The sequence below is a fragment of the Sporosarcina sp. Y838 genome (assembly GCF_056786515.1).
This window is the reverse complement of the sequence record NZ_JBXCJD010000017.1, coordinates 13,678-36,270: the sequence shown is the minus strand read 5'-3', so window position 1 is coordinate 36,270 and position 22,593 is coordinate 13,678. Positions and strand designations below refer to the sequence as shown.

General features: G+C 37.4%; 21 protein-coding genes and 1 pseudogene. 6 read left to right on the top strand and 16 right to left on the bottom strand.

The features are described 5' to 3' along the window. Position 1: 1 nt before the first annotated feature. From AC1TO4_RS15980 to AC1TO4_RS15935, 10 genes are all read right to left on the bottom strand, one after another. On the bottom strand, positions 2 to 742 hold the full coding sequence (locus AC1TO4_RS15980) for an ABC transporter ATP-binding protein (RefSeq protein WP_482106141.1): 741 nt from the start codon (positions 740 to 742) through the stop codon (positions 2 to 4). Further along, positions 739 to 1,524: an ABC transporter ATP-binding protein gene (locus AC1TO4_RS15975; RefSeq protein WP_482106140.1), complete on the bottom strand. Its 786-nt coding sequence runs from the start codon at positions 1,522 to 1,524 to the stop codon at positions 739 to 741. The genes AC1TO4_RS15980 and AC1TO4_RS15975 overlap by 4 nt, the downstream gene beginning before the upstream one ends. A gap of 16 nt (positions 1,525 to 1,540) precedes the next feature. Beyond that, entirely contained in the window at positions 1,541 to 2,572 is a 1,032-nt protein-coding gene (locus AC1TO4_RS15970; RefSeq protein WP_482106139.1) for a branched-chain amino acid ABC transporter permease, read from the bottom strand. Further along, on the bottom strand, positions 2,572 to 3,450 hold the full coding sequence (locus AC1TO4_RS15965; protein ID WP_482100969.1) for a branched-chain amino acid ABC transporter permease: 879 nt from the start codon (positions 3,448 to 3,450) through the stop codon (positions 2,572 to 2,574). Before AC1TO4_RS15965 ends, AC1TO4_RS15970 begins: the two co-directional genes overlap by 1 nt. Positions 3,451 to 3,480: 30 nt before the next feature. Further along, on the bottom strand, positions 3,481 to 4,770 hold the full coding sequence (locus AC1TO4_RS15960; protein ID WP_482101017.1) for a phenylacetate--CoA ligase family protein: 1,290 nt from the start codon (positions 4,768 to 4,770) through the stop codon (positions 3,481 to 3,483). Positions 4,771 to 5,954: 1,184 nt separating this feature from the next. Continuing rightward, entirely contained in the window at positions 5,955 to 6,611 is a 657-nt protein-coding gene (locus AC1TO4_RS15955) for a carboxymuconolactone decarboxylase family protein (protein ID WP_482106138.1), read from the bottom strand. A gap of 215 nt (positions 6,612 to 6,826) precedes the next feature. Continuing rightward, positions 6,827 to 8,212, bottom strand: a complete 1,386-nt coding sequence (locus AC1TO4_RS15950) for an LLM class flavin-dependent oxidoreductase (protein WP_482106137.1) — start codon at positions 8,210 to 8,212, stop codon at positions 6,827 to 6,829. 619 nt (positions 8,213 to 8,831) lie between these two features. Then, the gene (locus tag AC1TO4_RS15945) at positions 8,832 to 9,032 is read right to left on the bottom strand and encodes a cold-shock protein (protein ID WP_025783429.1); all 201 of its coding nucleotides are present in this window, start codon (positions 9,030 to 9,032) and stop codon (positions 8,832 to 8,834) included. A gap of 963 nt (positions 9,033 to 9,995) precedes the next feature. Next, positions 9,996 to 10,253, bottom strand: coding sequence for a hypothetical protein (locus tag AC1TO4_RS15940; RefSeq protein ID WP_482106136.1), 258 nt, complete (start codon positions 10,251 to 10,253; stop codon positions 9,996 to 9,998). 280 nt (positions 10,254 to 10,533) lie between these two features. Beyond that, entirely contained in the window at positions 10,534 to 10,710 is a 177-nt protein-coding gene (locus AC1TO4_RS15935) for a hypothetical protein (protein ID WP_482106135.1), read from the bottom strand. Positions 10,711 to 11,086: 376 nt separating this feature from the next. Here AC1TO4_RS15935 and AC1TO4_RS15930 point away from each other — a divergent pair, with 376 nt between their 5' ends. The 4 genes from AC1TO4_RS15930 (at position 11,087) to AC1TO4_RS15915 (ending at position 14,674) form a co-directional block, all read left to right on the top strand. Beyond that, positions 11,087 to 11,890: a LysM peptidoglycan-binding domain-containing protein gene (locus AC1TO4_RS15930; RefSeq protein ID WP_482106134.1), complete on the top strand. Its 804-nt coding sequence runs from the start codon at positions 11,087 to 11,089 to the stop codon at positions 11,888 to 11,890. 19 nt (positions 11,891 to 11,909) lie between these two features. Next, complete coding sequence (locus AC1TO4_RS15925) at positions 11,910 to 11,999, top strand: YjcZ family sporulation protein (protein WP_482100975.1); 90 nt, start codon at positions 11,910 to 11,912, stop codon at positions 11,997 to 11,999. A gap of 434 nt (positions 12,000 to 12,433) precedes the next feature. Continuing rightward, a complete protein-coding gene (locus tag AC1TO4_RS15920; protein ID WP_482106133.1) occupies positions 12,434 to 13,252 on the top strand; it encodes a mechanosensitive ion channel family protein in 819 nt (272 codons plus the stop codon). 603 nt (positions 13,253 to 13,855) lie between these two features. Beyond that, positions 13,856 to 14,674: a serine/threonine-protein kinase gene (locus tag AC1TO4_RS15915; RefSeq protein WP_482106132.1), complete on the top strand. Its 819-nt coding sequence runs from the start codon at positions 13,856 to 13,858 to the stop codon at positions 14,672 to 14,674. A 560-nt stretch (positions 14,675 to 15,234) separates the two neighbouring features. Here the strand turns inward: AC1TO4_RS15915 and AC1TO4_RS15910 are convergent. Then, positions 15,235 to 15,513, bottom strand: coding sequence for a hypothetical protein (locus AC1TO4_RS15910; protein ID WP_482106131.1), 279 nt, complete (start codon positions 15,511 to 15,513; stop codon positions 15,235 to 15,237). A 316-nt stretch (positions 15,514 to 15,829) separates the two neighbouring features. On the opposite strand from AC1TO4_RS15910, the gene AC1TO4_RS15905 reads away from it, so the two are divergent. Beyond that, complete coding sequence (locus AC1TO4_RS15905; protein ID WP_482106130.1) at positions 15,830 to 16,669, top strand: CAP domain-containing protein; 840 nt, start codon at positions 15,830 to 15,832, stop codon at positions 16,667 to 16,669. A 726-nt stretch (positions 16,670 to 17,395) separates the two neighbouring features. Here the strand turns inward: AC1TO4_RS15905 and AC1TO4_RS15900 are convergent. Beyond that, entirely contained in the window at positions 17,396 to 17,686 is a 291-nt protein-coding gene (locus tag AC1TO4_RS15900; protein WP_482106129.1) for a hypothetical protein, read from the bottom strand. A 180-nt stretch (positions 17,687 to 17,866) separates the two neighbouring features. Here AC1TO4_RS15900 and AC1TO4_RS15895 point away from each other — a divergent pair, with 180 nt between their 5' ends. Beyond that, entirely contained in the window at positions 17,867 to 18,064 is a 198-nt protein-coding gene (locus tag AC1TO4_RS15895) for a transposase (protein WP_482106161.1), read from the top strand. Between the two features lie 898 nt (positions 18,065 to 18,962). Here the strand turns inward: AC1TO4_RS15895 and AC1TO4_RS15890 are convergent. From AC1TO4_RS15890 to AC1TO4_RS15875, 4 genes and pseudogenes are all read right to left on the bottom strand, one after another. After that, positions 18,963 to 19,388, bottom strand: coding sequence for an SRPBCC family protein (locus AC1TO4_RS15890; protein ID WP_482100982.1), 426 nt, complete (start codon positions 19,386 to 19,388; stop codon positions 18,963 to 18,965). 174 nt (positions 19,389 to 19,562) lie between these two features. Continuing rightward, positions 19,563 to 21,008, bottom strand: a complete 1,446-nt coding sequence (locus AC1TO4_RS15885) for a beta propeller repeat protein (protein ID WP_482106128.1) — start codon at positions 21,006 to 21,008, stop codon at positions 19,563 to 19,565. Between the two features lie 485 nt (positions 21,009 to 21,493). Continuing rightward, entirely contained in the window at positions 21,494 to 21,703 is a 210-nt protein-coding gene (locus AC1TO4_RS15880) for a hypothetical protein (protein ID WP_482106127.1), read from the bottom strand. A gap of 15 nt (positions 21,704 to 21,718) precedes the next feature. After that, positions 21,719 to 22,171: pseudogene (locus AC1TO4_RS15875) on the bottom strand (group I intron-associated PD-(D/E)XK endonuclease). Positions 22,172 to 22,593: the final 422 nt, after the last annotated feature.

Genomic DNA, 22,593 nt, shown 5'->3' with positions numbered 1-22,593 from the left:
TTTAGTGTACTGTTTGACCTAGGTATGCTTCTTTTACTTCAGGGTCATTTAACAATTCTTTAGAGCTCCCGCTATTTACAATCCCTCCGTGTGAAATTACATAACCACGGTCGGCAATTTTTAAAGAGGCCGTAACATTCTGTTCTATTAATAATATGGTCGTGCCGAATTCAGCACGTAAATCCCGAACGAGTTCAAGCACATCTTTCGCAATAAGCGGGGCTAATCCTAGCGTAGGCTCATCAAGAAGTAGTAATTCAGGCTCCGACATAACACCTCGTGCAATTGCAAGCATCTGCTGCTGCCCGCCGGACATCGTTCCACCTAATTGGTCTTTCCTCTCCTCTAATATAGGGAATAATCCAAAAACTCTTTCGATATTTTTTTCAATATTTTTCATTTTGGTCTTCTTACGATGATGATAGGCACCTAGATATAGGTTGTCCAAGACAGTCATCGTTGAAAATACTTGCCGATGTTCTGGTACGTGCACAAGATGTCTCCCAACGACTTTTTCTGCTTCCATTCCAGTTATGTCATTCCCCTGGTATACTATTTTTCCATTAGTCGGCTTTAAAATCCCTGAAATCGTTTGCAATAAGGTTGTTTTACCGGCACCGTTCGCACCAAGCAATGCAACGATTTCTCCTTTATCAACGGATAAAGAGACGCCCTTTAAGGCTTGGATAGGCCCATAACTAACAGATATATCGATTACGTCCATTAATTTATTTTTGCTCATATGGCCTCCTCCACCTTTTCGATTTCATCTATATCAGCTCCTAAGTAGGCAGTGATAACTGCTTCATTCTCTTGAATTTCCTTTGGGGTTCCCTCGGCTATTTTTGTCCCTTGATCCAAGACAATAATCTTCTCACAAATGCTCATAACAAGATCCATGTCATGCTCGACAACTAAAACTGTCACGCCTGTATCGCGCACTCTTATAATTAATTCGCTCATTTCTTGAGTCTCTTTATGATTCAATCCAGCCGCAATTTCATCCAGTAATAGTAATTTCGGGTTTGTCGCAAACGCTCTTGCGAATTCAAGCAGACGTAACTTTCCGAGTGATAAACTAGCCGCCTTCTGATCATAGAGATCCTCAAGACCAAAAAACTCCAAATAACTCATTGCTTTGTCGTATACTTGCTTCTCTTCTCTCTTTGAACCGAGAAGTAGTGACACCATTCCAAGAATATCCGTCTTCGTTTGCACATGCTGACCAACCATTACATTCTCGATGACTGTCATACTTTTAAATACCTGTATGTTTTGAAAAGTACGTGAAATACCTAATGGCGCAACTTGAAATGCTGGAAGTTTTTCGATTCTTTTCCCCAAAAATGTAATACTTCCAGTAGTGGGTGGAAAAATCGAAGAAATCATATTAAACATTGTACTTTTCCCCGCACCGTTTGGACCGATCAATCCAACAATTTGTCCTTCTTCAACCGTAAATGAAACTTCATTATTGGCGACGACTCCACCAAACTTTTTCGTAATAGCGTCAACCTTCAACAATCAAATCGCCTCACTTTCATGAAACTTCCCTTTTAGCCCCTAGTTTTATCCTTTGTTTTTTACTCGATTGTTTCGACAAATTTGATTCAATCCAATCAGCAATAGTTGGGAACAAGCCGCGTGGTACAAAAATGACAACAAGCATTAATATCAAGCCGTAAATGACATGTTCAAAGTCACTGGTAATGAAAGGAAACTGTTCACCAAGCATATGAACGATAATACCTACAACTCGGATTAGAATTGTTCCGATTAACGCCCCCCATACACTGCCACTTCCTCCTAGTACAACCATTGCTAAAAAAAGAATTGATGCATCGAATGTAAACGCTGCTGGTGAAATACTGTAACTCATATGTGCAAACAGCCAGCCCGCAAGTCCGGCAAACATAGCGCTTAAAATGAAGATTTGCATTTTATATTTCCCAGTATTCACACCCATCGAACTTGAGGCAATTTCACTGTCATGAATTGATCGTAGCGCTCTCCCAACTCTCGAATGAACAATATTTAAAGAAAGAATTAAGACGATGATGACGAAAAACCAAACGAGGTAATAATAGGGAATTCCTTGATTAATCGTGTAACCAAATAATTTTAGTTGCGGTATTCCATAAAACCCTGAAGCACCCTTTGTTACGTCACGCCATTCTACCAGTAGCGTATGGACGATTATTCCAAGTGCAAGCGTCGCCATTGCAAGATAGTAGCCGCTTAATCGTGACATAGTATGACCCATGACATAGGCCAGCAATCCAGGAATAAGAAGTGCGAATGGCAGACTTACCCATGGACTCCACCCCATTGTCGCCGTCAATACTGACGTCGTATATGCACCAACACCGTAAAACGCAGCTTGTCCAAGTGAAATTTGACCTGCATATCCCATCAATAACCCGAGTCCAATTGCGATAATAGCGTAAATGCCAGCGAATGTTGCATGCGTTAAATAGAATGACTGTGTGACCACAAATGGGAATCCAATAATCACCAAAGCAAAGAGTAACACACCCATCCATTTTGTTTGTTGAACCCCTTGTAACTTCATCACAATCCTCCTTTTCCAACGCTTTTTTCACCTAAAATACCACTAGGGCGAATTAGTAAGATTAACAGAATCGCCGAAAAAGTAATCGCATCTTTCATTCCTGAGCTGATGTAACCAGCACCTAGGGATTCCAATAAGCCAATCAACAATCCACCAATAACAGCTCCTGGGGCACTTCCAAGCCCGCCCAAAATTGCTGCCGAGAAACCTTTTATGCCGAGCATTGTACCCATATCATAGGCTGGGAACATAATTGGGGCGATAGCAAGACCCGCCAATGCGCCGAGCGCTGCACTTAAAGCGAATGAAAGCGCTGACATTTTTTTAGGGCTGATTCCCATCAATCGTGCTGCCAATGGATTTACTGATGACGCTCGGAACGCTTTACCTACCATTGTTTTATCAAGTAACAGATATAATAGTACAACTACTAAAAGCATTATTACGATAACCCAAATTGCTTGTGGTGTAATTGTAGCTCCTGCAATGTTGACCGGATTATTTTCTGTAAACGGAGCAACTCGCAATTGATCCTTCCCCCAAATGATACTAGCGATTCCACGAAAAAATATGGCCGTTCCAATCGTTAATATAATCAGACTAATGGCATTTGCTCCTTTAGCCCTCCTAATTAGAACAAACTCCATTCCCCAGCCTATCATCGAAACAAAGATGATAGTCACAATAAAACCTAGCCAGTAGGGCATACCGGCAGACGATAAAGAAAACATCGTCAAACCACCCAACATTACAAATTCTCCTTGAGCTAGATTAATAACCTTTGTCACACTATAAATAGTAACGAAACCGAGAGCGACAATGGCATAAATACTGCCAATTGTCATCCCAGTTAACGTAAACTGTAAAAGGTCCCCCATCACACACACACCCCTTTTTAGTTTTGCTAATTAAACACTAACTAGGCATTTCTCCCGTTTATCGACAACTCTGATAGCCTTTCCTTCCGAACGTGGAATCGTTTTTGGTGGATTCACAACAATATCTACGGATATGAGACAAGTATTTTTCATCTGGTGTTGAATTTTTCTCTTTAATAAAGTAATTCTTTCGTGTTTTAAATCTTCACCAATTTCATTATAAAGAGATGTATCACACTCAACATGTAGTACTACAGCATCCATAGCACCTTTACGGACTAAATGGATTTGATACACTGGCGTGAGTTCACTAACTTGGAGAAGTTCCCTTTCCATTTCCGATGGGAAAACGTTTACACCGCGAATAATCATCATATCGTCCGTCCGCCCTTTGACACGTGACATTCTCGTCGTAGTTCTTCCACATTTACATTTCTCACGAGTGATGGAAGCAATATCTCCCGTACGGTAGCGGATAATTGGCAGCGCTTCCTTTTGAAGACTAGTAAAGACAAGCTCCCCACTTTCTCCATCCGCAACAGGTTGAAGCGTATCTACATCAATTACTTCTACATAGAAATGATCCTCTGCTATATGAAGACCGTCCTGCTCTTCATGACACTCAATTGCTACGCCAGGTCCCATAATTTCACTTAAACCATATATATCTACTGCTTTAAAGTTTAGTTTTTTCTCGAGAGTAGCACGCATTTCTTCCGACCATGCTTCTGCTCCGAGAATGCCATATTCAAGATTGGTCTCACGTGGGTCAATCCCCATATCCTCCATCTTTTCAACGATGCTCAGAATGTATGAAGGCGTTCCACAAATACCTCTTGGCTTCAGATCATTAATTAGTGTAATTTGGCGTTCTGTATTTCCACCGGAAATTGGAACTGTCGCAACGCCAAGTTCATCTGCACCTTGGTGAAGTCCCAGACCACCCGTAAATAATCCATAACCATATGCGTTATGAAATACATCCGATTTCCTTCCACCAGCCGTAACGATTGCTCTTGCAACAATAGTTCCCCAATTTTTTAAATCCTTTTCGGTATAACCAACGATTGTCGGTTTGCCACTTGTCCCGGATGAACCATGAATCCGATTAATATTTTCTATTGGCTCAGCGAATAAACCATAAGGATATGTATCCCGAAAATCTTTCTTGACCGTAAATGGAAGTTTTACAATGTCATCAATAGTTTGAATATCCTCGGGTTTTACACCCAGCTCATCAAACTTCTTTTTGTAAAAATCAACATTACCATATACCTTTTTCACTGTCTCTTTAAGACCAGTTAACTGCCACTCTTCCATTTGTACGCGTGAGGCTGTTTCAATTTCCGGATTATACAAAATACTTCCCCCTTTTAGATAATTAACATTTCTAGGTCATTCCAATATAACTAAAAATAAACGCTTAGTTGAAATTCTGTAATGCAATAATAGATTAATACAAAGTTCAGATAATGTCAATTTAAATTTCTGAACATTCACAAACCGAATTTCTTTCTTACCGAAAAAAAGAATGGTACAAGATTCCAAATCAAATCAAAATCGCCTACAACTATAAGGAAATTTAATATAGATTGTTTTGTATTTTTAAAATTAAATGGTTTTTTGATACCAGCTAAAGCGCAAATTATTAATACTAATATGGTTTCATCAATCATCATTTCAAGAATAAAAGAGAGAAACGAGATTTATTTAAACTAATCAATTCTGTCCAATTGCCCTTGCCTTTATCACTAATCGATGTTGCTATAGTACAGATATATTCAACAAAACAGCAGGAAAAAAAGTGATTTGTAGACAAGGCTAATGATTTTTTCATACATTTTGGGCGTAAGTAGTAATGTGCGATGCACTAGAAACTTTTTATAAGGATTTCCGTGGAAAGGCAAATGGGGTCTGTTTTTTAATATCAAGTATCAACAACGGATTATAATCGAAAACTTAAGCGTATTTGACTTTGAATTACGTGACGCGGATTGACATTTGAACACAACGACCGTAAACATAAAATAGGTTCTTTCAATTAGTGATATAATTATCAATATACTCTGTTATATTATAAAAAAGTAATATATAAGGTATTTATTTATGGCTGAATTCACCACATCACTTAACGAATACTTGATTTGTACGGTTGCGGACATATCTTCAGTTTCCAGTTATTTTGTAACATCTACCCGATATGAATCATTGTTTCATTATACTAAAATGTTAGGGTACAAAAAATGGGTTTCGCACCAATGACTGAAACCCTAATCTCTCGAAATCCCAGTTATGTCTTCGGTTTGCGACTGATTTAATGTTGTAGCAGGAGAACTTGTAAATTTGTGAAATATACACATGCGAAAAAAAAGATGGCAATTGCTGGTCTTTGCAAATCAATAATTTTTATTAGTGTAAATACAAAAACAGGTCACTTAGTGTGACCTGCTTTTGCCGTTCAATAAAGCAATGAAACACTAAGAACCTTGATTTTATATCTATATTTATGAATCAAATGCATTTAATGCGTTTACACTATGAGCCAAGGCTGAACCCGCTTTTAATGCAGTTGCCACCATAATCGATTCTGCTATTTCTTCCATAGTTGCGTCAGCACCCTTTGCACCCTTCGTATGAATGTCAATACAGTACGGGCATCCCGTTGTATGGGCAACAGCAACAGCAATCAATTCTTTCTCTTTTACACTTAATAAACTTTCTTTCATTGTTTTTGTATCAAAATCAAGAAATGACTTAAATATATCTCCATTTAGCTTTGAGAATTCTTTTAATCTATTAAAATATGACGCTTTATATAATTCATCGTCTTCATTTTGATCGTATGCGTTTAATGCATTCACTCCATGTGCAAGTGCTGAGCCTGCCTTTAGAGCCGTTGCGACCATGATGGCTTCAGACATTTCTTCTTTTGTAACATCTTCTGTTTTTGCTGCTGACACATGAACTTCTATACAATATGGACAACCTGTTGTATGAGCTACAGCAATGGCAATTAATTCTTTTAACTTTTTCGTGAGCTTTCCCTCTGATAGTGCAAGTTTGTCGAACTGTACAAAAGCTTTGAAAGTATCTGGTACAAGATCACTTAATTCTCCAAGACGGTTAAAATACGATTTTCTATACAATTCTTCTCTGCTCAAAATTTCTTCCCCCTAATTAATATCTTATATTGTTTGTTTTTTCGACATTTTTCTCCAGCTTCAAAATAATGTAATCCTTTTCTCACAATCTTTTTAGTGCTAATAGATTCAATCACTTTTGGCCTCTTGACCTTTTTGGAAATCAGGTTTTTTATAACCAGTATTATGTTCATTTGTATACATTAGTTATTTTTCCGAATACCCTCAACATCTTTTCATTGATCAACCGGTTGCAGCTTACGTGAAAAGCGTTTTCCCGCGTGATGTTCTGGTAGCTGGTCACCGGCTTCGAATAGATTCGCCCGCATAGTCGTCGCTTCAGACTGCTTCCGTACGAGTCCTCTTTCTTGCAAAACAGGCACGACTAGTTCGGCGAAATCTTTGAATGATCCAGGTTTGACCGCATACGTAATATTGAACCCATCCACATCCGCCTCATTTACCCAACGTTCCATTTCGTCTGCTATTTTTTCAGGTGTCCCGACTACAACAGGGCCGATTCCGCCAATCCCTACAAATTCCGCGATTTCTTTGATTGACCACTTTTTATCCGGATCCACCTTCGTGAAGATTTCAACCCTTGAACGCATAGAGTCATTTTCGACAAATTGCAAGTCCTCATCCAAATCATATTCTGACAAATCAATTCCAGTCCATCCGCTGAACAGACTCATTGCTCCTTCAAGGCTTATATACTTCTTGTAATCATTGTACTTTTCTTCCGCCTCTTCTTGTGTCCGTCCAACAATCGGTGTGAACAGGCTGAAGATTTTTATTTCATCCCTTTTCCTGCCAAATGTCTCGGCTTGGCTACGGATTTTTTCTACGTATTTTTTGGCTATGTCAGCTGTTGGCATGGAAATATATATACCTTCCGCATGTTCAGCCGCAAAAGCAGCCCCTCTTGGTGATAATCCCGCTTGAAAAATGACTGGTGTGCGCTGTGGAGACGGTTCGCAAAGGTGAGCACCTGGAACAGAGAAGTGCTTCCCTTGATGGTTAATGTCATGCACTTTTTTCGGATCAATGTACACTTTACGTTTCGGGTCTCTCACAACAGCATCCTCTTCCCAGCTCTGTTCCCATAATTTATAACACACCTCCAAATACTCTTCAGCAATGTCATACCGCGTACTATGATCGATTTGTTTATCAAGCCCCATGTTTAAAGCGGCGCTCTTCAAGTAAGACGTGACAATATTCCAACCAACCCTTCCTTTTGTCAAATGGTCCAATGTCGAAATGCGGCGCGCAAATGTGTAGGGATGTTCATGTGTAACGGAAGCCGTCACGCCAAATCCAAGATTTTTTGTCACCGCCGCCATTGCTGGCACAACCAAGAGTGGATCATTGACAGGTGATTGCACTGCTTGGCGTAGTGAAGCATCCCTTGTACCTTCGTACACATCGTAAGGACCTAACACGTCTGCTAAAAAGATTGAGTCAAATTGTGCAGCTTCCAATAGTTTCGCAAGCTCTATCCAATAGTCGATGTCTGTATATCGATGAGCTTCACTATCAGGATGCGACCATAATCCAGGCGATTGATTGCTCGGGCAGTTCATTTCAAAAGCGTTTAATAGAATTCGTTTTTTTGTCATTTCATATTCCTCCTAAGTGATATTGAACCAAATGTAGACCAAAATAAAAAGCTCTCTTTTAAGAATAAAATTCTTAAATCGAGAGCCGCTAGTTGTCTAGTAGGCTTACAAATTCATTTATTGCCTCGTTTGAATTCGCTAGAAATCAGATTATATGACTTCTTCTATCAACGACCATTAGCACATAAAAACCAGGTATCGACTGTAATATAAACACCTCTGTTTACGGTGAAGTTACCTAATATTTGGTCTGTTATCGATTCTCAACTAAACTGTACCCTTTTGTAATAGCCTTGAAATAAGTATTTCCAAATTACCAAAACTTTAATAAATCTATTCTGATACTTGTAAACTGTATATTAGATACTAATTAACTTTACTAAAAGAGTCAAGGGTTATGATGTAATATTTTGAATTTTATAATCAATTTAATTTCACTTACATACTCACTACAAACTGTTCCCATCTATTTTCTGAAAGAAATAATTTTTTTAAAAATTACACTAAAAATATGCACAGATTATCGTTATCGGTTAAAGTGACACAGATTACTATTAATATAAACTATTTTAAGCAAATAAAAAAAGACCCTACAAGTAGGGTCTTTTTATAGCTGTTATTAAGCTTTTTGAACGTTTGTAGCTTGTAGGCCACGTTGTCCTTGTTCAATTTCAAATGTTACACTTTGACCTTCGTCTAAAGATTTGAAACCTTCGCTTTGAATTGCTGAGAAATGTACGAATACGTCCTCTCCTGCTTCACGCTCGATGAATCCAAAACCTTTTTCTGCATTAAACCATTTAACTGTACCTTGTTCCATAATTGTTGCCTCCTAGTGCGGATATCCACACAATATGTTACTACCCTTGTTCAAATACCTTAGACGAAAAACAAAATTCTCAATCTGAAAAAGAACAAAAATAACTCTTAATAAGAATAACACATATACGATGAAATAGATAGCAATATCATTTGTTTCAGCATCCTTCTTCACCTTTTTATATACTTTCACGTTGTTAGAGTGCTAAAAGTCTACTTTCAACCAAGCAGTTTTAATGCACTAACCCAAGAATGATAATTGTCTTCATCAAGTTGAATTTCATTAAGCAATTTAGACGGGTTACGTTTACTTCTTCTGAATCGACGAGAGTGTCGATATTTTTTTCATTCCATGTAGTAAGACCTCTTGTGAAAATACTATCCAAACGAGGTTGTTACACTTCACTTCCTACATTTGTATCTAGCAACCCTTCCGCTCCCTTAACTGTAGGCGTTGAAAGTTCTCCGAGGTTCGTTTTACTTCTGCGTTATCTTTATTGACTAAGAGCCATGCTTTGATTGCTTCTGAGTTCTTTGTTATTCATCCTTGCGCCATTATAGTTCACGCCTATAAGGGCACAATAAATAAGCTTCTTTTAGGTCTATGCTCAAAGACCGGTTGCATAACGGAGCAACGAACCGAGATAGCGGATCACTTCCTCCCTAAAATATAATTGCGTTTAACAATATATCCGTGAAGCAAAATGACCTACCTCCTTTACCGTAATTTCAACCACAGTACAATATCACTATACACGAGTCGAACAGGACTACTCTACAATAATCACTTTTATCATTCTATTTTCCTTAAGCCCGTGTTTGAAAGGTTAATACAACATATGGGTAACCTGCTTGTTTTCTTTTAGCTATTTATCTTCTATGTTAATTAGTCTTGTTAACCCATTTATTCAACCATTCAATTTCCCATTGCTGTAAACTCTGTTCGTCCTTTTATCTCTTTCTGCTAAATTGCGTTAATTTTCTTCTGATTCATTGGAATCTCAAACAATTCCTCTAATGCCATATCGAGACACTGATATCCGATTTTCCCTCTAAAGGCATCATAAGCACATTTGAGTACAAGGTAGTCATGATAGTCATTTTCATCGCGGATGGCATGGATATCTACTTTTTCGGACAATGCATAATAACCACTTCGATGTACTTTTGCGACTTCGCATAGATGGGTCGTTAACCTCTTTAATTGAAACTTACGAATCACTTCGTTAATCACCTGATATTTTTCTGCTGATGTTAGAGTTATTTCTCGGCCTGACTCTCTAATTCCTCGAGCTTTTTTAACAATTCGACCTCAGCTTCAAGATATTTAATCCGCGCTTCAGCTTTATTAAGTTTCTTCTCAGGAGATTACTCTTTAGTGGATGGGCGACCAGTACCTCCTTTTCAGCGCCGTTCCTGAAAGTACCCATCTTCTCCGTGAAGCTGATATGAATATCTCCAACGACTAAGTGAACTATTAGCTTTCTCGGTGCCAATCATTTCTAAGTCAAATCCAAGTTCAGTAAAAATTTGAGACGGCCTTTACCGTTCTGATTCTCTACGACGGCTAATACTTTAAATTTAGGTTTATATTGGATAGAACGTTCTGAGGCTGAGTTCACATCAGGATTTGTTTCTAATAATCTACGTTGAAGTTCATTGAAAAGTATTTTTCTCATTTTAAACACTCCTATCAGGCTAGTTATCTTCAGTTTACATAGACTTTAAGACAGAAAAAACTCAAAATGGGATCGCTTTTTTAAAAGTGTCCACCATTTGGGGTTCAGTTCAGAACGGTAACAATGTGATTTGTTTCGTGATAAAAATGACTTTTGACAAGAGGGTGAAAATCATCCCACGTGACAACTCCTTAGAATCCTTCTGCTATCGCTCCAGTCAGACATGCACCCTTGACACTTCCCGTTTATAATTCTGTTGATAATTCCATGAATGACTCAATATGATTGTCCCCATCCTCTTTGTTTTACAAGAATATCTTAATAGTAAGATTGTCTTGTTTGAGTACAGACACTTTTAAAAATTAAAATGGAGGTGATGATATTGTCAATAGTTTTTAATAAAACTTATATTTACACAGTAAGTAAGAGCGATACATTATATTCAATAGCTCGTAGATTTGGAAGTTTTGTTGAAGCAATAGGAAGAGCGAATCATTTATTTCAGCCGGTAACTGATCCTGGTCATATTTATCCTGGAGATGTACTTGTCGTTCCAGTTCTTTCGAAAACTGATAAAATAACTTATATTGTTAAATCCGGAGATACAGTTAGTAAGATTGCTTCTAGGTTTGATGCATTTAGTGATTTAGTTTCTGGTATTAATGATTTAGTAAACCCCAACATTATTTTCCCTAGTCAACCATTAACAGTACCTGTATTTATATACGAAATACGATCAGGTGATACACTTTCATCGATTTCGAATAGATTTGGAATTTCCCTTTCAAGCATAACAATGGCAAACCAAAATCGACCAGGTTACCAAGGAAATCTGATTTGGCCAGAATATGAGCTAATTCTGCCTTTACCAGCCTCTCAAAACATTGTCGTATGGACTCCACTTCCGGGAACAATAGTGGTTAATGGACAAAAAATAGAGGGTCAGGCAAGAGCGTTTGAAGCAAATGTTTTATATCAATTAAGAGACGCTAACGGAACTATTGTTTCTAAAGAACGTTCTACAATGGCTGACAAAGGAGCTCCTGAGTACGGAAATTTCACAAGTACTCTGCCATTCGACAGAACCCCTACATCAAATACTGGTGAACTTTGGGTTTACACAAGAAGTGCTAAAGATGGTAGTATCCAAGACTTGGTAAAGACAAAAGTCTATTTTTAAGAAAGTTTACCTTGTATTAATGCATAATTATGATGGGCGAGAGGGATTCGCGTTGACTGTTGTATTGTTTATCCTTTTGATCATCATTGGTGCTGCATGGGTAAACTAAAATAAAAGGCGAAGAAGCTGGATTGTAAATCAGCTTCTTTCCTTTTTATATTTACTTCAATTTTGGATGAGTATTTCACCATGAATTTCTAACCCCATCACATATTCTTTTTATTATTTCCGACAATATTGTATGAAAAACAAAGAATTGTACATACCATTCCTGATTCATAAAATTTAGCTATTCTGTAAGAATGAAAAGGGAATTAATCTTGCCCAGGTTCAATTCCCTCATGGACCTTTATCTCTATATCTTTTAATAACCATTTAGCAACGAAAAACACATTCTGGTAATATAATCGTTCCTCAAGAAGCCAGTATACTGCTTATTTTTTTAATGTAACCATGCTATCGTAAAGGGTTGTTGCGAAAGGATGGTTTTTCTTCTTATCTGCATTCCTTTGGTATAGTGCAAAAAAAGTGGGAGTTGATTGGATGTTTTTCTTGGAACTGTTCCGGCAGTCGCCGGTAAAAATAGTAACGGTGGCACTGCTGATTCTACTCACGGTTTATTTGCTCCGCAAATCCATCAAGCTTTTTTTTGACAAAACGAGCATCTTGGATGAAAAGCGGGAAGAGACATTAATTCATTTCGCCAACCAGGTGACAAAGGCATTGGGACTGGTCATCTTTTTTATTTATGTACTTAGCTATTTCTACGACCTAACAAAGCTTGTCACTGGTTCCGTCGTGGTCGTAGGTGCCTTGGCATTGATCCTTCAGCATATCATCCGCGATTACATTATGGGGCTGACCTACTTGTTTGAGCGCCAGATCCATCACGGGGATTATGTGATCATCAATGGAAACCGTCAGGGGAAAATCGAGGATATTAGCATGCGCCACCTGAAAATCCGCCAGCATGACGGATACCTCTATACGGTCTCCTATAGCAGCATCATGGAACTTCAGAACGGGACCCGGGGAATGCGCCGGGTAACCGAAAGCCTTGTCCTCAACTATACGCAAAATCCTGACGTTGCTTTCAAAGTGATGGAGGAAATGGCACAAACATGCAACGAGAAATACGGTGAATACCTGTTGAAGGATGAGAACGGCGTTCCCGTGGAGAGTTTCAAATTCAACCAAATCACCGAACTGAACGTGGATTTCAGGGGTCACCGGTATTCATTATCAGGTCTTGTGAAGGAAGCGGATTTCGTGAATGCGGGCAAAAAAGTAAGGTATGAACTGGCGATGGCTGCCTACAAGAACGACTTGTTGATGGCAGATAGCCTCAACACAAGCCAATAAAAATCATAAAAAGCTAGAGTTCATATCTCTTGCTTTTTTTGTTGTTTTAATGAATACAACAAGTGAAGGCATCGAAGTCGAGTTCAGCTGGTTCGTCACCCTACCGTTGTGCTCCACATATAAAACTTGTTGGTTAACTTCCAAATACGCACTTCCATCCATACATTGTTAAGTCTAGCCAGAACTACAAAAAGGCTAATTAAAATTGCTGACACCATCCTGGAAACAGAAGAGGAATTTGTACGGTAAACCATTCGTGGGCGAACAATTGTTGGATGACACAGCTAGAGCAAAATGTCGTAATACTGGTAGACCTAAGGTTAATCAGATAAAATTAAATTAGGCTATCGCCATGTATTATCGAAGAATGACAGTTAAAGAAGCTCCCCAGATTTCGGCTGCTTCAATCCATTAAGCTTTTTTAAAAAGTAACTTCTTTATTAACGGCCGTACTCTTTTATACTTCATACTCAATTAATTTCTGCTGGACTTTGTGAGCTTTCCGAGTACATTAAGTTTCTAAAAACAATCTAAGGTACTATGGGGTTTTTAAGTTTTGTGTAGGATCCTAAGTTAAAAGAAGGGGTGAGGGAAGTTTCAATTTTGCGTTCAATTAAAAAAATTTATCAATTTTTTGTCGATATACCTATAAAAGAAGGGACGGTTTTAAACGGACGCTACGAGGTTTTGAATGTTATAGGGACTGGAAGCTATGGCATTGTTTATCTCTGTAATGATTTGAAGTCACAAGAGAATAGAGTGGTTAAACAGCTTCGTCCAAGTAAAAGTCGTAACAAAAAAGAAGTTATGCTATTTAAAAGTGAAACCTCTGTGTTGCGTTCACTGAACCATAGAAATATGCCAGTATTATATGAAGATTTTTCAAATAACGGATACTTTTTTTATGTGATGAGTCTTATTGAAGGAGAGCATTTGGAAGACCATATTTTTTATAATAAGAAAACTTTTAATGAGAAAGAGTCTTTATTAATTCTTGGTCAAATGCTCGAATTAGTCAATTATCTTCACACAGAAAATATTTACCATCAAGATTTACGTATTCCAAACATTTTATTGAAAAATAATGAGCCATTTTTGATTGATTTTGGTTTATCTAAGCAAAGAGTCTCGGTTGACCCATTGCAATTACCATCTGGTTCTTTACATAACAAACAGAAAGATATCCTAGAAATGAAACAACAGGACTACTATGATTTAGGTGAAATACTTTTATATTTGCTTTATACGACGTACTCTTTCAAAATTAAAAAAGCTCTTCCTTGGACAGAAGAGCTATCTTTAGAAAAGGGAACCATTTATTTGCTGAAAAGACTATTACAAATTAAAGAACCTTATCCAACTATTAGTGAAATTTCAACCGATCTTCATGCTGCAATTAAAGCTGTACAAAAAGTACATTAGCCGTAGTTAGGAAGGTTAGCTGCTGCTCCGCCCCTTCCGTTTGTAGTGGTTACTTCCGCTCATAGGAGATCGATTATAGTTTCGATTGCTGCTACTGCCCCGACGATAATGATTTCCTCGTTCACTGCTACTCCCACGACGATATTGACCACGTCTTCGTTCGCTGCTTCCTTGGGACAGTTGCTTGATTTGCTTCATTATTTTTTTAAACATTTTCTTCCTCTTTTCATCATTTTTTTGGAGATTATTGTTTGATGTTTTTTGTTTACTATAGCATTGAGTAAGAACAAAACTAAAATAATTTGTACTCAGCTAAGCTAAGACTAACTATTTTATGTCAAAAGATCTGGTCATTTTTCATCTCTACTCTCCACACTTTAGTGAGCTTGGTTTTATAATGGTAGATATATTTTATGTCAAAAACCGAACGGAAAATCCTGATTGTTCCTTCTACCCAACCAGCTAGGCAATTTTAGATTATTCATCTTCTTTCTGCCCTGATTTAAACCAATCATTTACGACGTTTTAGCAATGCCCACGCATACAATCCTATTTGATGGTTATCCCGAACATCGAGGCTGAATCTGCATCAGAAAGTGAAAGTTGAAAATGAACCTCCGTATCACCCACGTTTTCATTAATCGATGCATGACTAACTCTGACATTTCATTCATAGTCACTACTGGATGAAACTCAGCCTCAATCATCCCATTTAAAAAGGTTTCGGAATGAGACACCCCATTAATTTTATCCTCGACTACTTTATGAACCCCTTTACACAAAGCAAAATGGTATTTTGCTGAAGTAACAGCGTATTTCATATCATTCATCGAATTCATACTGAACAATTCCTTTCCGATTATAAAAACCCTTTTTTATTTCAATGTGCGTATGGAATGGTCAAATGGTTGTCTGAATCCGTCAAGATGGAAGCCCATCTAGTGATTATAGGTGAAGGCATGAAATCGTTAATTTAGGAGGTCGTCAACCCCTATTAAGATGAAAAATAAAGATAGTTGACCAGACTTATCCATTTCCATAGAATATGAGACCTTTGCAAGAGTATTCATTTTAGAATTGGATAGACTGGAAAAAAAACCCGATATTCTAACTCTCCCACGCGTTATGATAGATTGCGAAGGGAGGAGTAATGAGATGAAAAAATCGATTGCAGTACTCATGCTCGGTTCGGCGCTCATACTGCCGAACAACAATAGTGTAGAAGCTTCAAATTTGGACAATAATGTACAGGTGCAAAAAGCACAGCAGTACATTCAAAGCTACATAGGGGGGGACAAACAACCCTATATGGACAACACTTTACTCAAAAAAACGATTAATTTTGATCGACTTTATAGTTTAGCGAAATCTTATGCAAATAATACAGAGGTTGCTGTACCAACCCAGAACCAACAGCAAACTAAACCAGTTACGGTTAAGCCAGAAGCGAAACCAGTGAAGGAGCCTGTTACAGCTAAGCCGGTAGAAAAACCAGCTCCGACTAAGCAGCCGGCAGCGACACCAACACCGGAAGCAACTCCACCGGCTAAGACAGCACCGCAAAAACCGGCAGAAGTAGCGCCAGTAAAACCTGCAGAAACAGCATCTGATGCATCTGTTTCTGAAATTGAAAAAGCTGTACTTGACCTAACAAATGTTGAAAGGCAAAAAGCAGGTCTTAAACCATTACAAACAGATGCTAAATTGATGAACTCTGCAAGACAAAAATCATCAGATATGGCATTAAAAGGATACTTTTCACATACAAGCCCGACTTACGGATCACCGTTCGATCAAATGAAAGCTAATGGTGTAACGTATAAATCGGCTGCTGAAAATATTGCGATGGGCCAACGTACAGCCGAAGAAGTCGTAAAAGGATGGATGGAATCACCAGGGCATAGACAAAATATCTTAACGGCTGATTTCACTCACATCGGTATCGGTTATGACAAAAACGGAAACTACTGGACGCAGCAATTTATCCAGAAATAATATGATTGAAGAGTCGTCCTTTGCACCGGAATCGTTCCGGTACAGAGGATGACTTTTTTGGTACATTTCCAGTTTTTGCTAACCATTGTTAAGTGAATCAATTTCATAATGTGTACTTTTAAAAAATCATAAAGAAACAGAATTTGAAATGATTTTAAAAAATTTAATAAAATTTCCGATTACTCTATTGTGGTTAGTTGAAGCTGGGTGAGTCGATCAACTGCAAGTTTACTAGCATTGTACGCAATATAAACCAAGTCGATATGAACTTTGGCTTTCTCACCTGTACAATGATAAATCCGATCTAGTAGAAAATGAGTTGGGCATTTACACGTTCAACGGAACTTCCTTATAGATTCCATCTCATTTCATCGCCCCTCTTGCAGGTGCAGTGCAGAAGGTATTAAGCGTGAATCGCACATTCTTTTTGAAGGATTGGGTATCCATCATCCTCAACAGGAGGTGGGATGTTTCAAGGACGACAAAACCCAGCACGATTAGTTCGGTTGAATTTTATTTTGCTACATGTGCTTCGACTTCAGGGTAGATATACAGCTTATTTCTACAGATTTTAGTTTTGAAAAACACTATGCGGTTTCCCCCTTCCGTAAAAAGACAATAAAAATAACACGTTTCATTCAATGACTGAATGAAACGTGTTTTGTGTCAAATAGATTATTTAAAATCTTACCCTTGTTCAAGTAATGCACCCGTTAGCTTGAGAAGTTACCAAAGATTATTTGTCTGTTTTTGTAACATCATTTCTAATTTTTTTCTATACTTATTATGATAGGAATTTCTCCACATTTTTTCAATATTTATTTTACCAATGATGTGTCGCACTTTGTCATTTTCGTTGATTAACTTATTGCATTGGACATTCTCAATATATGCTTGAAACCATTTGTATTGTTTAAGAAACTCAATGTTCTTGTTAATTTCTTCTTTTGTAACATCTTTCATAGAAGAAAAAATAAGTGTTCCAATTGAACCTATCAGTTCGAGTAAAATTCCCAATAAATCTCCCCCCCTTTGTTAATAAACACCTTTAGGTTACCAATTCGCACTTATAAACTAACCTGCCCTGTTACCCATACATGTAGCGCAAATTCAGCGCTACACCACAGAGGATGAAAATGTGTACAGAACGGGTATTGGATACCACGGTTGGATTCTATTCCTAGCGTTGCCACTCGTATGGCTGAACAAATCCTAGCTGAAGTCGGAACCGATGTCGGGAATCAATTTCCAAGCTCTTCCCATCTATGTTCCTGGGCAGGATTAGTCCCTGGCCATAACGAAAGTGCTGGCAAAAGGAAATCCACGAATATGAAAAAAGGAAACAAATATCTAAAGTCGGCCTTAGTAGAAGCCGCTCACTCTATAAGAGGGTAGAAGACCTATCTTGGCGCAATGTATAGGCGCACAGCTACACGAAAAGGCAAAAAACGTGCAGGTATTTCTGTGGCCACGCCATTTTGAGGATTGCCTATTACCTCTTAACACGCAAAGAAATGTATGTAGACTTAGGCGTAGATTATTTTGACAAACAAAAGCAACAATCTATTGTACGGTATTCTGTTCGAAGGCTCGAAAACTTAGGATACAACGTTACAATTACTGAATCGCAAGTCTCCTAATCCAAAAATTATTCTGAACCAATAACTAGTCGCTGCACTTTTTTCGAAAAAAATGAGCTACGTTTCTTTTAGTGTTGCCATTTTCACGAAGTTTGGCGTTTAATTTTCATGGGAGTTCAATTAGAAAAAGCTACCCTTACAGGCACTTACTTGTTTAACTAAAGCAGCCGTTGGATGAATATTCGAATATCTAAACTTTTAACTATCATTGTATCTCAATTGGAAAAACTACGCTTTAACTTGTTTGTATTAGTTCCTTAGGTTCTACGATGTCCAAGTAATTTTTGATAAAACTGATTGTTTTGTTGTCCTTTTTTCGTAATCATCGAAATATGGTAGTGTCCTGCTATCTTGTTCATATTGGTTCCTCCCTTTAGGCAAAAAAAAAGAGGCATTAAGCCTCTTTGTTCTCATTCATTAGTTCTACATCGCTACGTTGTTCTATTGTTTGTTCGGATGCAACTATTTCCATTGATTGATTTTTGATTCTTTGTTGTGCAATCTCTAACAACACAGCATCAATTAAAAGTCCTATCGCTAAAACGGAGAAAGCTGTTGGATGCGTACCATTGATTATTTAATAATAAGCATCTCCGCCTACCCAAATATTAACAGGTTCATGTAAATAAAAATCCTCTTGGCTACCCTTGTTTTTATTGTTGCTCTGCATACTTTTTAAAATTATTTAAAATTGACTGCCAACCTTCCTGTTGCATCTCGATTGGATTTTCTGTCTCTGGATCAAATACTTGTATGATTTTCGTGTCGTTTTCTTCTAGAAGAAAAGTTATTTCAACTTTTCTTCCATCCCCTAAAGTATAAGAAATGAACTCATTTAATTTCACTTCATCATATACTCCACCAAAATCAAATCCAAAGCTTCCATCTTTCGCTTCCATTCTGGAGGAAAATTTTCCACCTGCTCTTAAATCATTTTCAGAAAATGGAGTGTGCCAATCATCTGAAGCACTATTCCATTTTGTTATATGATTAGGCTCTGTCCAATATTTCCATACATTTTCAACTGGTGCATGAACTGTTGTTTTAATAGTAATTTTTGAATTATTTTCTTTCGTCATTTTTCCACACCTTTCTTTATAAGTTTTTTTTTTGTATTTATGGTTACATAGTAAACATAATATAGCAATATAGACCATAATGGTGGTCTTGTTTAACTTTAGCACCCGTTAGTTTAAGTGAAATGTTTCACAATCTATTTTTTCATGGATATACACTTCAAATTTTTATTGTCTCTACGGAATCGGCATTTCTTCCCACGAATAATCCGGTATCGTTGCAATCCATAACTTATCTCCCATGATATCGACATCCCAAACGATGGTATCCATCGCATCAAACACTTTTTCAGATTTTCTTTCATCTGCCGTGTTGATAGAATAAATAGTTTCACCTCTATTTGTGATTCCGAATAATTTCTCTCCTTTTTTTATAAGTCTAACTACCATTTTATCAACTTGAATTTCACTCCAATTTTCCTCTTTAAGGTTTCGGGTCCAAAACCCACTTTCTGTGGTAATGAATAGCCTATTATTAATCACTTTCATATCATCAGGTACATGATTACTATTCGGCATGGTTATCTCGTTCCAGCCATCATTTGTCTTTTGCAAAATCTTCCTTTCTTCTGTCAATCCAACCACATCACCATGATCCGATATTTGAACCACATAAAATGGTTTAGGACCAATAGCCTGTTCCCAACTCCCACCTTGATTGGTCGTATAGTAAACCTTTCCATTTGATAGTACAGCTATATGGTTATTGATTGAATAATCCATGTTCTGAATCCTGTGGTCTAATGAAAGAATTTTCGTCCCTTTACTTTTTGATGTATAACCTGTCCACAATTCTTTTTCCGTTGCTCCATATAACTGATCATTCATATCAAACCAAGCGTGTGTTACATAATCATTAGTTTGGAGTTCTGTCCATGTTTCTCCATTGTTATCGCTCCATTCAATAAAAGGCTGTTTGGTTGTACTAAATTGTGTTGGCTTTTTGTCTCCCCATACCACTAAATTGTTCTTTCCAGCGACAACACCTGTAATCGCCATCCCATCTTTTGTTAGGTTATCGGTGCCATTACGTCTGGATATTAATCCTCCACCGTATGGTAATTTATGAATGGCACTGACCACATCTCCATTTTGGGCATTGAATGAAATTCGAACAAAGCGGTTATCCCGATCATTTCCTACCACATCTAGAATGGGTGTACCATCGATACTATCAAGTGCAAAATGATATCCTGTTGCCCAATCTTTTCCTTGTTTTAGTCCGTATTTATCCTTTGCTAGTTGGAGAACATCAGAGCTATCCAACTTGATTTCATCGTAGGGTATTGTTGGACCCGGAGTTTGCTTTCCCAGTCTAAAATCGTTAATTTTCTTTTCTGAGATACCAATTATTACATAATCATCCGCACTTGGAACGATAAAGATCATAGTCCAAATAAAGCGTTTTCCATTTACTCCTCTCGAGCCTCCCTTCGTTTCATCAACGCTGTTTACACTTGTAAGTGTTGCGTTTACATTCCATTCTTTTGCTCGCTGCAATCCAATGTCAATTGCTTCTTTTAGCGTAATTTCACCATCTGAAGCAATTCCTTCATGTCCAATCAAATTTGCAAAAACTAAAAAAACAACTAAGAAACAAGCGATTTTTTTAAAGAACCTCAAAGTTACCACCATCCTATGCTCCTATTTAGGATGGAGTAAATACTTCGTTATATACCCTCTTAGATCCAATATAACAAACAAAATACTCCTTAATATGGCTCGATTGCGGAACAAAAATTTAATAAGCGCTCTTTATCAAAAAAAGTAACCTATCAATAATTTTAAAACCCAATATATGTTCCAAAACTCGTCCTTCTCTGAACACACACAAATCCCCGTTATAATGAATGCTTTTTATCAATAGATGTTACGAAATCCTGTTCATTATTCTACGTTCAATAACCTAATATAATCTATCTTATGTTGCAATGAAGAAACCCAGCTAATCTTCTAATGTGAAGTTAGTCAGTTTTTTAAATTTATATGTGCAAAATAACGCTTGAAATACGAGCAAATTATCGGTCATAGTGACACCCACTACCAGAAGTACAGATCCCTTGGATATACAATCTGAACAAAAAAAGAAGATCAGATTTCTCCGACCTTCACAATTTCCTTGTAATACTTAACTTGCGATACATTGCTATTACCTTTATATTTTCTCGTTCCCATACTACATTCCTAAACACCGGGATTTTGAATTGTTTCTCCATTTCAGTCATTAAACCAGCCAGTAGAATATCTTTTCTTGGTTGATCTGCATGGATGATCCTTTCATATTCCCTTTGATATTCTAAAAGTGATTTCTTGGCCATCACTATCTGCCCCCTCTAGCTACTTCTCTTTTGGCACGGATTAGTGTGCGTATAGGATCCCTCTTCCAATATATGTAAATCATGTACTTTTTGCTTTTTAGTGAATTTCTTCGGTCTACCTTCACGGAAATCAGGATTCTGCTTCGCATGGCTGGGATCAAAGTAATAGCATTCATCAGTTTATGGACAATAAACGCATTACACATCAATTTCATTTTTTCGACAACTGATGTAAATATTCCTTTTGTGTTGCAATTAGATGAACGAAATCTGACTTCTAGAATCCCTCTAGAAGTTAACTCCCTATACTTGACTTGAACCCTTTTGAAATAACCATCTTTGTTAAACGACAAGATCAAATGGGGAATGTTCGGTATGAGGTATCAATATCATATAGCCCTTTTGGTGTAAATCGACCTGGGCTTTTAAAACTCCTAAATCTCCCTTATTCTAAGTGTGATGATACAAGGTTGTTCACCTCTTTCCTGTAATGTGCCGGTGCTCAATAGAAACATCACTGATTTCCTTTAAAAATAAAACAAGAATCTTACCGTTTTCATAACTATCAGTCCCAATTTTGAATTATATCCATTATGATTGATAGGGAAAATTATTTCCAATTTTATAAACGACATATCAGTAGATCATTCGATGTTTCTTTCATAAGCATAGTGCTGGGACAAGCTAATCACTTGTCCTGTTTTAAATTTGTGTAGTCATTTTCCATAAAAATTTAATTCCAACCGGATTCTCAACAAAATTAGAAACACCTGAAACATTGAATTAACAACGTCTCAGGTGTTTCTTATTGAATCTACTTTCAAATTAAGTCCCAGGAGGGCGTTTTTAAGAGCTTTTAAACCATTATAAACCAAGGTTTTTTCTATTCA